The organism is Acinetobacter sp. Ver3 (assembly GCF_000632455.1).
Lineage (GTDB): Bacteria > Pseudomonadota > Gammaproteobacteria > Pseudomonadales > Moraxellaceae > Acinetobacter.
In genome coordinates, this window is record NZ_JFYL01000028.1 from 23,313 (window position 1) to 36,533 (window position 13,221).

Here is a 13,221-nt window from a genome sequence, read left to right on the forward strand (position 1 = left end):
GCCTTTTAAAAAGCACGAATACCAGCAATTCCATAAGCTCCATGTTGTATGGCCTGATCTAATAATTCAGGCTTCATACCGCCTAGCGCATAAACTGGTATATGTATATCCTTTGATAACAATTCAAACTGCGTCCAACCTAAGGGGGCTTGCTGAGGATGCGATGTTGTACACAGTACTGGACTTAAAAATATTGCATCAAAACCTAACGCTACAGCTCGACTGACACTAGAATGGTCATGACAGGATGCGATGCGTTTAATGCCCTTCCATTCCTCCATAAATGAATCAGAATTTAATTGCATCAATTGAGCATGTTTAAATTGTACGGCAAATACTTTTTTCTGATTTGATTTTGATAATCCAATCCACACATCACGATTGATAATGAACTGATCCAGTTGATTATTCTGGTTATGTTGCAGCGCAAAATCTAAAGCATTTTCAGTTCTCAAATAGCTAACTTGATTAAGATCAACAGACGTATCGGGATGATCTATATTTTTTATTGCAATTTTTTTCGGCCAAAGTAGGCGTTTAACAATGGCATCATTGGCTTTAGGAAAGTTCAAAATGCTTAGTGCTGAACGATCATGCCATGTCCAAGGACTTTGAATATGATCTAGTAGAGACTGATCAACATAAGCCTGATAAATATGCAATTTTACGATTAGATCTTCATATTCATGCGTAATAACATCAAATAAATAGACATGATCTAGAAAAATTCCCACCTCTTCTTGAACTTCACGCTGGCAAGCTTGTTCAGGAGTTTCTCCTAACTCCACTTTCCCTCCAGGAAACTCAGCTTTACCCCCCTGATGTAAAGAGGCTTCTCTCCACCCGACAAGAACTTGATTTTTATGGAATAACAACGCTATAGAAACATTAATCGTTTTTTTTGACATGATTATCTTTCAAAAAATGAGTGCTTAATTGTAAGCATTTTATGTTTTTTTATAAATGAGAAAAATTATCGTTGACAGCTCTATTCGATAATGATTATCATTTAAATCGTTCACCACATACCACGGAGTCCAAGGAATGAACGCACCATTTAGCTTATTCACACGTAATAACGAAAACCACCAAGCATTACCAATGCTTCACTCAAATAATCTATTTGCTCTAGGCAGAGAAATTCGCATCATGCATGCAGGAGAAGAATATCGCCTTCGTCTCACACGAAATAATCGACTCATTTTGACAAAATAAAAATTCTAAAATTTGATAATAATAATCGTGGAACTAAGCAGTATGAATCAGCGCATACTGCTTCTTTAATTTTATTTCTTCAACTTTATAGACAATTGGTTTTAATGAAATTTTATTTCAACTTTTAACCCACCTAACTCTGATTTCTTAAATACAATCTCGGCTTGATGTAATTCGACAATTTTACGGCAAATTGATAATCCTAATCCTGAGCCCGTTGTACGTGTGCCTAACTGACGATAAAATCTTTCTCCCAGCCGATCAATCACTGTTTGCTCAATGCCGTGACCTTCATTTTCAATCACAAATAAAATTTCATTATTATTTTTTTTGATTGAAATATCAACGATTCCATTCGGTGGCGTATAGCGGATTGCATTTTCGACTAAATTGCGAATGCAGCTAAACATTAACTCAGGATTTGCCTTAATCGCATGGTTTCCTAACTCGGTTTTAAACTGAATATTTTTTTCTTGGCTCAAAGGTTGTACTGAATGTAAAACCTCTTTCGTCAAACGGTCTAAATCTATAGACTGTATCGGTACATCTTGCTTTGAAGATGGGTCAAGTCTAGCCAACAAAAGTAAATTTTCTAAAATATTTGAGCCTCTACTCACATCTTTTAGAATCTGCTCTAAGTCTTGTGACAAACCCTCATGATCAGACTGGTATTTTCGTTTTAAAAGTTGTAATCGCATTTGAATCGCTGAAAGTGGCGACCTTAATTCATGGGATGCATCTGCTGTAAAGCGTTGTTCCGCAGTAATTGCACGATCTAAACGCTCCATCATTTGGTTTATTTGACTCACAATAGGTTGCAGTTCTTTTAGTTCTGGTTTTGAAGGTGTAATCGGTGATAAATCCTTAACAGTCTTTTGGGATATTAATTTTGAAAGTTGGTGAATAGATCTAAACTGACGTCGTATAATAAAGTGTAGAATAAACCATTGAATGCCCCATAAAATAATGAGAACACCACCGTAGCCCAGCAAACTTTTGAATAACTGATCGACACGTGCCGACATGGGTTGAAGCATAGTTAGAATTTGCTGATCACTTTGCTCACTGTAATAACGAAATAATCGCCCTTCTAGCCAAACAAAGCCAAAGTGATCATTCTGAAAAAACACCTTGGAACCAATTTGATTGAAAGCAAGGTCTTGCGATTCAATCAAAATAAGTTCATCGAGCTTTAATTCATATTTGATATCAAATTGTTCACTTAAATCATCTAACTCATTTCCCACATGACTTGAAATATCACTGACCAAAATCAAATCGGCGATTTCATCCATCATATTGTCATGGGTCTGCATGTTCTGGTAAAGCGAGATCACCAATAAAAGAATTAATGCGACAACGCCCGCCAACATCGAACTGAGCATTGAAGACTTAACAAGACGATTTTGTAAAGATATAGGTTGCTGATCCAACACTGTTCTACCTTAAGTCTGATCTAGATTCATTCGATAACCTAATCCACGAATCGTTTTAATCATGGTTGAGCCTATTTTTTTCCGAATCTGATAAATAAAAACTTCAACTGCATTACTTTCGATTTCATCACCCCAAGCATATAAGGACTCTTCTAGTTGTTCACGTGTCACAACACGTTCAGGATGTTGCATTAACTTATATAAAATTTGGTACTCTTTCGCTGTGAGATTGACAATTTCTGAATTCAATTTAACAACTTTGGTTTGGGGGTCCAAACTCACGGATCCATACATTAGGATTTGAGACGTGCCTTTGTGCTGAGTACGTAATTGTGCTCTCACTCTCGCTGAGAGCTCATCTAAACTGAATGGTTTAACTAGATAATCATTAGCCCCCAAATCAAGTCCTCCAACACGATCTTGGATACTGTCTTGGGCTGTAATAAAAATAACTGGTGTATTGTGTTGGTGTTTTCTTAAATGTGTCAGAATGTCATCACCAGTTGCTTTCGGTAATCCACGATCAAGTAATAAACAATCATATTGATGCTGCTCAATTGCTAATATCGCATGATCTCCACGCTCGACCCAATCAACACTATATCCATCCATTTCTAACCAAGCTTTGATACTTTCAGCTTGTGACACATCATCTTCTGCTAATAATATACGCATGTCTCTCTTCACTAAGTCACAATTCATTCACTATAAAGTTTTTCAAAAAAAGATGCATAAAAAAACCACATTTCTGGAGAATGTGTTTTTTTGGTTTGAGTACTTGAAAGCCATAAATCAAATACTCAATTTAGTAGATAGCTCATTAAAATTGAACTTGATCTACATCAATTTCTACACGCTTAGCAGGCTTATAATCAATATCCACTTCACCAATTAATACCACAGGTGTTTTTGCAGAGATTGGTTTACCTTGCCAAAGTTCATCATCAATATCCACAGTGATCACACCCGTGCTATCGCGGAATTGATATTTTTCATCACCAGTTGCCTTAACAATATAGCCTTTTAATTTCACTGGCGTATCATCTTTGGCAGTTAAAGCACTTTTAACAGTCGTAATTGCTTGCGGTGCAATTGCTGCATGATTAACAGCACTTTGGTTCACTGCCGTATTAGCCATTGCAAATGTAGTTGCACCGACTAAAGCTGTCGCGATTAAAGCTTGATTTAACACTTTCATTTTCTATACCTTTTCAAGTGATGTTTGTTTCGATGAAGCTATTAAAACAAACAAAGCTGAAGCGAATCTTAAGAAATATGAATATTTATTAATCTTTGACAATTAACTTAGTGGTACGACTCTTAGCACCTCTTCTAACGTCGTTACCCCTTCAAGGACTTTTCGAGCACCAGCAATACGCAACGGTTCTACACCTTCTTTTTTTGCGTGAGCACGTAATTCATCTAAATTAAGATTAGCACTGATTTTTTGTTTTGTTTCTAGAGACACAGGCATAAATTCATATATACCCACCCGCCCCTTATACCCAGTGTGACGACAATGTTCACAACCTTTGGCATGATAAACTTGAGCAGGCATCTTTACTAAATACCCATAGGTCAGATGCTCCCATTCTTGAGCATTAATTTCCCGTTTTTCTTTACAATGAGAACATAATTTTCTGACTAGCCTTTGCGCCAATACCCCTAAGATTGTTGCCGCTGTTAAAAATGGCTGTACACCTAGATCATGTAAACGAGTCAAGCTTGAAGGTGCATCGTTTGTATGAAGTGTTGAAAGTACGAGATGACCTGTTAACGCAGCTTGAATCGCCATATTCGCTGTATCTTGGTCTCGGATTTCCCCTACCATGATAATGTCTGGATCTTGGCGCATGAGGGCACGTACACCATCGGCAAAATGAAGATCAATTGCAGGGTTTACCTGCATCTGATTAAAGCTCGGCTCTATCATCTCGATAGGATCTTCAATCGTACAAACATTTAATTGCTCAGTCGCAAGTTGTTTCATTGATGAATATAGGGTTGTGGTTTTACCTGAACCAGTTGGACCTGTCACTAAAATGATACCGTGACTATTTTTGGTAATGGCATTCCATTGTTCTAGCAGTTTTCCTTCAAAACCCAGTTGTTGGAAACTCCTCACTAATACTTCAGGATCAAAAATTCGCATTACCATTTTTTCGCCTGCTGCAGTAGGCAGAGTTGATAAACGCAGTTCAGTTTCTTGACCCTTAGGTGTACGCGTTTTTAAACGCCCATCCTGAGGACGTCGTTTTTCTGCAACGTTCATACGCCCCAGAATTTTAATACGAGAAATTACTGCCGTGAGTGTATTGCTGGGCATGTTATAAATCGTATGCAGCACACCATCGATACGGAATCTAACACGTCCTTTCTCCGCACGAGGCTCAAGATGAATATCACTCGCCCCCTGTTCAAAGGCAAATTGAAGCAACCAGTCGACTAATTTTACGATGTGCTGATCGTTGGCATCAGGATTTTGACTATCACCCAATTGTAAAAGGGATTCAACACCTCGACTCTGTCGGTCGTAAGCTCCTGAATATTGAGAAGAGTTTACTGCTCGACTCACTTGATAATATTCAATCAAGTAACGTTGTAACTGCTCTGGATTCAGTAAAACCTTAACAATTTTTTTAGGACTTAAGCTCTTTTCTAAATTCTTAACCCAATCATCCAAGAATGGTTGATCTGTACCAATTAGGATCTGATCAGGATGCACCTCCACCGCTAGAATTTTATTTTTGAATGCATATTCTTGTGACATGACCTGAGTCAGTGCTGCAACATCTGCTTTAAGCGGGTCGATCACATAATATTGGAGTTGTGTTTTTAATGCTAACCACTCACATAAGCGTTGCAATGTTAACTTATGTTGAGGTTGAACTTGATCTACCAATTCAAAATGTGCAATCCACTGCAATGGATGCCATTTAAATTGATCTTTTTGACGGTGTCGGGTTTGTATGAGCAACTTATCTCGCTCTAAAATACGACCATCTTTTAGTAGTTGTTCTAAACACCATGTTGTATCAATTTCAAAATTAAAATTCATTCAAATTGCCCCATTCCTTGAGCCCAACTATAGCAAATTCTTTATTCAACATTAGCCTTTAGCCTATTCAGAATTTACAATTAAATTCATTAGATCAAATTCAGATTTAAATACATCAGTCCAACAATTTATTCGTTTGCACAAAGTTCCAGTGCAACGATCTCAACCTCAGTATCCACTTTAAATTTGACATTTAAGGGGCCGAAACTTAGCCCATAAATTCGCTCAGGATCATTTTGATAAGATGGTCTTGGATCAAATGACAAAACTTGTTCCAATTCCTTGATTAAACTTTCAGCGACACATTGTTGATCCAACAGTTGATTTCGCTGAATTTCAGCAGTTTTTGACCAAACAACTTTTTTTTGAATTGGCTTATCCTGTGCATAACCGCTCGTCGCCTCAACCACGGCATCAGAATATTGAATATATGGTTTGATATCGATAACGGGTGTTCCATCTAGTAAATCACTGCCAGACACATACAATCTCAAAGAATCACCTTCTTTAAAAAGTTTTTTGAATTGTACGACTGACATACCGATAGGTGCTGGACGGTACATGCTTCTTGTCGCAAAGACTCCCACTTTTTTATTTCCACCTAAACGTGGTGGTCTGACTTGAGGTTTAAATTTTTGATTATCTTGATTTTTATTATCGTGAAACTGCCAAATCAGCCATAAGTGACTGAAATCTTGTATACCTTCAAAAGCCAATTCATCATTATATGGCGCCAATAGTTCAATATAACTTTCAATATTTACTAAATTTGGCTGACGTGGAATACCAAACTTTTCTTTGTAGGGAGATCTCATTATACCAATCACAGGTAAAGTCAGCTCATTCATAATCACTTTTTTTGATATGCTCAATTAAATATATTCAGTTTATCGAGAATGGTTTTAGTTTAGAATAGCAAGCTGTTCTAATTTGATAATTTATTGAGACCTTTAATGGCTGCTTTTAACGTCGAAAAGATTACTCACGTACACCACTGGAATGACACATTATTCAGTTTTAAAACGACTCGCGATACAGCATTGCGTTTTAAAAATGGTCAATTTGTGATGATTGGTTTAGAAGTCAATGGCAAGCCTTTAATGCGTGCATATTCGATTGCTAGCGCGAACTATGAAGAAGAACTTGAGTTTTTCTCTATTAAAGTTCCAGATGGTCCTTTGACATCAATCCTACAAAAAGTAAAAGTTGGTGATGAAATTTTAGTTTCTAAAAAACCGACTGGTACACTTGTTCTTGATGATTTAAATCCTGGTAAAAACTTGTATCTTTTATCATCAGGTACTGGTTTAGCTCCTTTCCTTTCGACTATCCGTGATCCAGAAACTTATGAGCGTTTCGAGAAAATCATCGTTGTACACGGTACACGTTATATCTCAGAGTTGGCGTATCAAGACCTTATTCAAAATGAAATTCCAAACCATGAGTTCTTTGGGGAACTTGGTGCGAAAGAAAAGTTAATTTATTACCCAACAGTTACACGTGAAGACTTCCATACTCAAGGTCGTGTTACAACTGCGATTGAAACTGGTGCTCTTTTCGAGAAAATCGGCTTACCTCGTTTTAATCCTGAAACTGACCGTGCAATGTTATGTGGTTCTCCTGCATTCCTCGACGATGTAGCTGCACTTCTTGATCAACATGGCCTAAAAGAATCTCCACGAATGGGTGTTCTTGGTGATTATGTGATTGAACGTGCTTTTGTTGAAAAATAAAAACTTGTACATTAAAAACCGAGCTTTTTTGCTCGGTTTTTTGTCTCAGTGTTCAATTAATCCTTTTAAATAACTTATTGAGTCTTTGTTTAAAACTTTAGTAGTTTTTATTAATTAATGAATTTCTCTATGAATTAATCTACCATTAATTTATGGTTCATTTAATCTAAAACTAATCAGGATTGAATGAAGATAATAATAGCTTAACAATTATTATTTTTTAATCATATATCCATACCAACATGAAATTTGAATTACTCCGATGATTGTTTTACTTCATGCTCAGCATTTTCGAGTGCAATTTGTTCATGAACTGGTCCTAATTTTTTATCCACTCTTTTACCCTTCCAACTCCGTTTAGATTCATAAACAGTTCTTTGTCTAAAGTAACTAAATGGTTCAATATTTGCCACAAATCCGACTTTGGAATCATGCACATAATTGGAGTAAAAATCCACGACATCTTGATCAACTGTTGTTTCCCAACTTTTTAATTCCCAATCATCTAAATCGATTAAAAATTCATATGCTTTTGCTAAAGGGTAAATAATTCTAAATATTTGTTTTATACCTTTTAAATTTGATTGATCAAATGTGGTGAAGTTTCTAGCTTTTTTTACTCTTTCGACTTCAGTTGCCATATCTACAGGGCCTGTTGGTGAAGCGAAGTTCTCTCTTCTGGCGATTTGGCTCACTGAAAGATAGGCTGGATCTTCTTTAGAATTACCCTGTGCTAAATATTGTTGTCTTTGACGATGTAAAGTTCCATAAGCACCATAATGTAGCTTCATATAGTTTTTGATATCTTCCTTTACATCACCTGTGGAAGCTCCAGTAAATTTTTGCACTGATTCAAAAAGTTGTTGTGTTTTTTCTTCTATTTTAAATTCATCCTCGAATAAAATTGGATCTTCTTCCTTGAGCTTCTCATAAGTAAAAACTTTTACACCAGCCGTTTCAGCCCTTTCAAGCATATGTTTCAATGGTATTCGAGCAAAATTATTACTAATTGTTTGCGAGTTTGGCTCATACCCTCCTCCAACATCGGAGTGCATACCAGGATATACAATTTCCTTCCATGCTCTTGGGTTAGCAAATTTTCCATCTATGCGAATTGAATCTACTGGAAAAGCAAAACGCAATTCATTTCCTGCGACTTGATGCACACAATTTTTTACTCTAGGATCAACGACCATATCGCGACCTTTAAAACTAAGTTTATTTGGCATGTTAGTCGCAGGTAAGCCAAACGAAGCAACCGTGTCAAATATACCTAAAAATTGAATTTCCATTGGGGCAGGCTCAGCTTGACCTGTCACTGAATACTTTAGGCTCAAGTCTTCTATTTCAGTTTTCCAAATCATTTCGTTAGAAAATACACGTGCTAATGCTGCACCACGCGAAAAACCAAAAATAGATAAATTAATTTTTTTAATTAGTCGATGCTCATTTAAATTCGACTCGATTTTTAATAAAGCTTCGTTTTTACGTGCTTCTACTTGAGGCTTTAAAGTAGCTTCGACTTGTTCTATTTTTTGTTTTAAAGTGTTTTCAAGGCTAATCCCAATTTGAGATTCACCATATTTCAACCTTCTTATCCCTCCCCAACCTGTTGCCCCACCAGTTGGAAAAGTATCCTGTGCTGAGGCAATTTGACCATCAAGCCAATTACGTGTATCTCCGTTAAATGGCGTACCAACCCCAGATATATATATTGGATGATTGAGTTTTACAGGTGATTTTGTACGCTCTATTTCGTATAAGCTATATGATTGTGCATTACGCCATAACTTTGCTGGATTGGCTAGTTTTCCTTTATCCTGATCCTTCTCTAAGTTATTACCTGTACCATCAAAAAATACTGAAATATGCACAACATCCTTACAGTCCTGTTTTGATTGCGGAGGATGATTATCGACATCTTGATTACTATTTTTTATTTTTTGTAACTCAGAAACCATAAATTTACCTTTTTATTTTTTATCGTTCTCATTTAGTTCATCAATCAATTTAGATCTTATTTCTAACCCTTTTTTTGTCGCACTTGGCATATTTCTTCCCTCAGTCAATGTAATTTCTACTGTGTCATCAGGATAAAGGTGAACAGCCAAATAACTTTTTCCTTTTAAATCTTCTTTTGTCAAATAAGGAATATTTTTTGCAACGTGTTGTTTACGAATATTGGTTTGTCCCCATGTGATATATTGAGGACCAGTGATCACAGCAGATCGCTTCGTAGCAGCGCCAAAACCACCACCGACCTCCTCTCCATTTAGTTTTACAATATAAGGTCTATAGCTCGGATCATATCCAAACGATGTTGTCGTCAGAACATATGTCTTGCTTGAGCCCACACTACAACCAACTAGTCCTAAAGACAAACTCACTGGTAGCATGAAAATTTTTTTTAGTATATTCATTGACTCACCTCTATATGTTTTACAAATCTGATAATTTAAGGAGTGATTTATTCCTCTATTATGCCGATTAATTTTAAACTCCATGAATAAATATAGAAATATTCACCACATTAATACAATTTCGTGTGATCGGGGGAGCATGATTATAGACATCGTGATTGTTATTTTTTCAGTTGCTAAGAGACTATAGCTTTAGCATATTAATTTGTTTCGCTTTCATTTAATTCATCGATTAATTTAGACCATACGTCTAAGCCTCTTTTTGTCGCTCTCGGCATATTTCTTCCCTCAGTCAATGTAATTTCAACTGTATCATCAGGATAAAGATGTACTGCCAAATAACTTTTACCTTTTAACTCATCAGCTGTTAATTGTGGAATATTAACTGCGACATGTTTTATAGGACTATTACCTTCACCCCACTTAACATATTGTTGTCCTGTAATCACCGCAGATCGCTTTGTTGCAGCGCCAAAACCACCACCGACCTCCTCTCCATTTAACTTTACAATATGGTCTATAGCTTGGATCATATCCAAACGATGTTGTCGTCAGAACATATGTTTTACTTGAGCCCGCACTACAACCAACCACTCCCAGGGCCAAACTCACTAGTAAGATCACATTTTTTTGAATATCTACATATCACTCCCTATAATTTCTGGGACCTCATTATTAAGATTTGTCATATCTGAAATAGTCGAATTAACTCATAATCATCCATTCAATAAAGGATTTAGTTAATCATTTCCATCAACTAGACTTTCCAAATCTTCCATTGCCTGATCCATAGTTATTTTCTTAGCCTTAACTTTTAGTAATAAATGTTGAAGCAACTCATCATCAAATGAATTTTTGTAAATCAGCGTAAGGCAAATAAAATTTAAAATATCTCGTGTACCTTCTAAGTTGTATTCTCTAGCTGATGAAATTTTTTCAACAACATATTGGTAGAGCGACCATTTATCAAAATCTTCTACCAGAAAAGGGTTATTTAAATTTAGGTAATAAATGAGGTGATCAGGAAAAGTGGCCTCCACCATCATTTCCTCTTGAATCACTGAAAATTTAAAAGGATTTTGCCAGTCAAAGATTCGAGCTAATTCTTCAGTATTTTTTCCTATAATTTTGTGTAGGCTTTCTTTACGATCCCAATACCACCAACTATGGATCGGCTCTAATAATAACTTTTTTTTGCTGGTCTGAAAGAACTTGTTGCTTAACATAAAGTGTCTCGTCTGTATCCTGTCCGACTAATGTTCCCAAAATTGCAGGATCCCAAAATGCTAAATACATTTCTAATCCACCTTCAAATTGAACATTTAAAAATTGTCTTAAATGCGAAAATAAATCTTCAAAATTTAACTTAGTTATAATCAATGTTAATTTAGGTGTTCCTACAATTTTTTTAGATATATAGTTCCATGTGTCACTAGACCATGTATTAGATAGTCGGATCAAATGTGGAGATATTTCTTCAGCTTTATCCCCAGCAGCCTCAGTTAATAAATTTTTATAATTCAGCTGCCAATTTTTTTTTAGAAACCATTTATCTTGAGCAGCATCAGCTAGGGCATAAATATTATAAATTTGATCTTCTTGTATAGGAGAATTTTCAAATATAGTTAAAAGATCAGCGTTTAGTAAATTAGACATTATGATCCATCTCCTTTATTTACAAACGCGCCTCTTTGACTCGCTCTTCTTGCTAAGCACTCCCAACATACACTTTGTGGAAAAAATGGAAGATTCATCGGCGTTTTGGCACCTGGAATAAACAAATGCTGACCCGCTTTCACTTCAAACTTGCCAGCTGTGGTAGGTAAAACTCCCGAACTGCTAATTTCAATCTGTGAACCACCACCAATCAACACTATTTTTTTTGCCGCTTTGATTTCAATTCGATCTTCCGTCGAAATAATCTGCACACCCTTTCTTGCAATCAGATCAGCACCATCCCCTTGAGCTTGAATCTCGATTTTACCTTTCCCTGCATACAGTCGCGCCCCTTCTTGCGCGGCAAATAAACTGATCTTTTTACTCGCATGGCTAACAATGCTTTCTTGCGTGCTGGTGTTGATGCTTCCTTGTGCAATCTGGTTGATCTGCCCATCTGCACTGAGGTGGATGTCTTCGTTACTTTCTATTGCAATTGAACTTGGTGAAGCCAAGAGCATGATCGCTTGTTTAAAAGCCGCGGCTTTGCTTTGGTCTTCGCTCTCTAAGTTTTTGAGATAGCCTTGTAGGTTTTCGAGTAAGCTCAGTGGATCAGTCTGTTGATTTTTTGCCACTTCACTCAAAGCTTTGGCGTTGTTTAAGCTACTTTCGAGTTGTTGTTTGGCTTCGCTTGCATCGAGATGGTTTGCTTTGGCTTGTTCTTGTTTGTAGGTGGAGATGAGTATGCCTTCGCCCGCTCGTACTGCACCCCATTGGTCTGTTCTGAGTTCGAAGCCTTCACCTCGTCCTTCACTTTCTGCGGTTGCTTTGGGATGACTGAGATTCCCTAGGTTAAGTTGGCTCGCCCCGTGGGTGTTTTGCAGTTGGGTGGAGATTTGTCCTGTAGTGTCATCAAAGCGGAGTTGTCCATAGCCTTCGCCTTGGACTTCTTTACTTTTAATCCCTGCGAGTTTTTTGGTGTCCGGCAGTTGGCCTTGACTGTCAAATCGGGTTGGGCTGCGTTGGGCTTCATGTAGGCGGCCTACCACAAAGGGACGGTCGATGTTGCCGTCAAAGAAGTCGATGACCACGATTTCATTGATTCGAGGGAGGAAGCGTGCACCATAGCCTTCGCCTGCCCATGGGGTCAGTACATCGACCCAAGCTGAATCGGTGTCGTTGTTGTTACTGCCGGCACCGCCATCAAATTGGTGGTCTTCTGCTCGGGTAAACAGGAAGCGTACTTTGATGCGTCCCCATTCATCGACATGGATTTCTTCTCCTGCAGGTCCCACCACTTTGGCGCGTTGGGGATGGGTGCTGGGTCGATGTTGTAGTGGGTTGTATTCGGGTACGGTTTTGATGTTGCGTCGTTGTAGGATGAGTTCGCTGGCTTGGCGTTCTTGGTCCTTGTGGGTTGCTTGGTTGGTGTCTGTCTTGTGTTTTGGTGTCCATTGGCTGCGTTGTAGCAGTTGTTGGACTTGTTGGTCTAAGTCTTTAGGTAGGTTGTTTTGGTTGTAGTAGCGTTTGCCAACAATGAGGAATTCTTGGTCAGCTCCGCTGTGTTGTTCAATTTCTGGATGGCCATCGAGTTTGAACCAATAGCCGACTTGGCTGTCTCTGACGCTGGCTTTGGCGATGAATTGTTTGCTTTGTCCAGCGTAGTAGTCGCTGAGGTGTTGGTTGAGTTTTTCGACTTGGCC

General features: G+C 37.6%; 13 protein-coding genes and 1 pseudogene. 2 read left to right on the forward strand and 12 right to left on the reverse strand.

From position 1 onward, the window contains the following. Nucleotides 1-5: 5 nt before the first annotated feature. Nucleotides 6-908, reverse strand: coding sequence for a thiamine phosphate synthase (locus CL42_RS08990; RefSeq protein WP_035267334.1), 903 nt, complete (start codon nt 906-908; stop codon nt 6-8). Between the two features lie 136 nt (nt 909-1,044). On the opposite strand from CL42_RS08990, the gene hemP reads away from it, so the two are divergent. Then, the gene (hemP, locus tag CL42_RS08995) at nt 1,045-1,215 is read left to right on the forward strand and encodes a hemin uptake protein HemP (RefSeq protein ID WP_035267337.1); all 171 of its coding nucleotides are present in this window, start codon (nt 1,045-1,047) and stop codon (nt 1,213-1,215) included. 101 nt (nt 1,216-1,316) lie between these two features. Here the strand turns inward: hemP and CL42_RS09000 are convergent, their stop codons facing one another. From CL42_RS09000 to tsaA, 5 genes are all read right to left on the reverse strand, one after another. Continuing rightward, nucleotides 1,317-2,651, reverse strand: a complete 1,335-nt coding sequence (locus tag CL42_RS09000; protein ID WP_322840158.1) for a HAMP domain-containing sensor histidine kinase — start codon at nt 2,649-2,651, stop codon at nt 1,317-1,319. Nucleotides 2,652-2,660: 9 nt separating this feature from the next. Continuing rightward, nucleotides 2,661-3,326, reverse strand: a complete 666-nt coding sequence (locus CL42_RS09005; RefSeq protein WP_035267338.1) for a response regulator transcription factor — start codon at nt 3,324-3,326, stop codon at nt 2,661-2,663. Between the two features lie 145 nt (nt 3,327-3,471). Next, a complete protein-coding gene (locus tag CL42_RS09010) occupies nt 3,472-3,849 on the reverse strand; it encodes a NirD/YgiW/YdeI family stress tolerance protein (RefSeq protein WP_035267340.1) in 378 nt (125 codons plus the stop codon). Between the two features lie 102 nt (nt 3,850-3,951). Next, nucleotides 3,952-5,709: a GspE/PulE family protein gene (locus tag CL42_RS09015; protein ID WP_035267342.1), complete on the reverse strand. Its 1,758-nt coding sequence runs from the start codon at nt 5,707-5,709 to the stop codon at nt 3,952-3,954. Nucleotides 5,710-5,837: 128 nt separating this feature from the next. Next, the gene (gene tsaA / locus CL42_RS09020) at nt 5,838-6,557 is read right to left on the reverse strand and encodes a tRNA (N6-threonylcarbamoyladenosine(37)-N6)-methyltransferase TrmO (protein ID WP_035267343.1); all 720 of its coding nucleotides are present in this window, start codon (nt 6,555-6,557) and stop codon (nt 5,838-5,840) included. Nucleotides 6,558-6,662: 105 nt separating this feature from the next. Here tsaA and CL42_RS09025 point away from each other — a divergent pair, with 105 nt between their 5' ends. Next, the gene (locus CL42_RS09025; RefSeq protein WP_035267346.1) at nt 6,663-7,442 is read left to right on the forward strand and encodes a ferredoxin--NADP reductase; all 780 of its coding nucleotides are present in this window, start codon (nt 6,663-6,665) and stop codon (nt 7,440-7,442) included. A gap of 254 nt (nt 7,443-7,696) precedes the next feature. On the opposite strand, the gene CL42_RS09030 is transcribed toward CL42_RS09025, so the two are convergent. From CL42_RS09030 to CL42_RS09050, 6 genes and pseudogenes are all read right to left on the reverse strand, one after another. Continuing rightward, nucleotides 7,697-9,403 (reverse strand): T6SS phospholipase effector Tle1-like catalytic domain-containing protein, encoded by a 1,707-nt coding sequence (locus CL42_RS09030; RefSeq protein WP_035267347.1) that lies wholly within the window; start codon nt 9,401-9,403, stop codon nt 7,697-7,699. A gap of 12 nt (nt 9,404-9,415) precedes the next feature. Beyond that, a complete protein-coding gene (locus CL42_RS09035) occupies nt 9,416-9,862 on the reverse strand; it encodes a hypothetical protein (RefSeq protein ID WP_035267351.1) in 447 nt (148 codons plus the stop codon). Nucleotides 9,863-10,062: 200 nt separating this feature from the next. Beyond that, a pseudogene (locus CL42_RS09040) lies at nt 10,063-10,498 on the reverse strand (hypothetical protein). 104 nt (nt 10,499-10,602) lie between these two features. Then, entirely contained in the window at nt 10,603-11,088 is a 486-nt protein-coding gene (locus CL42_RS17510) for a hypothetical protein (protein ID WP_228133250.1), read from the reverse strand. Beyond that, nucleotides 11,027-11,518, reverse strand: coding sequence for a DUF4123 domain-containing protein (locus CL42_RS17515; RefSeq protein ID WP_228133251.1), 492 nt, complete (start codon nt 11,516-11,518; stop codon nt 11,027-11,029). Before CL42_RS17515 ends, CL42_RS17510 begins: the two co-directional genes overlap by 62 nt. Continuing rightward, nucleotides 11,518-13,221 (reverse strand): DUF2345 domain-containing protein (locus CL42_RS09050; protein ID WP_035267352.1); only part of this gene is annotated, 1,704 nt, incomplete at its 5' end. The genes CL42_RS17515 and CL42_RS09050, both read right to left, overlap by 1 nt.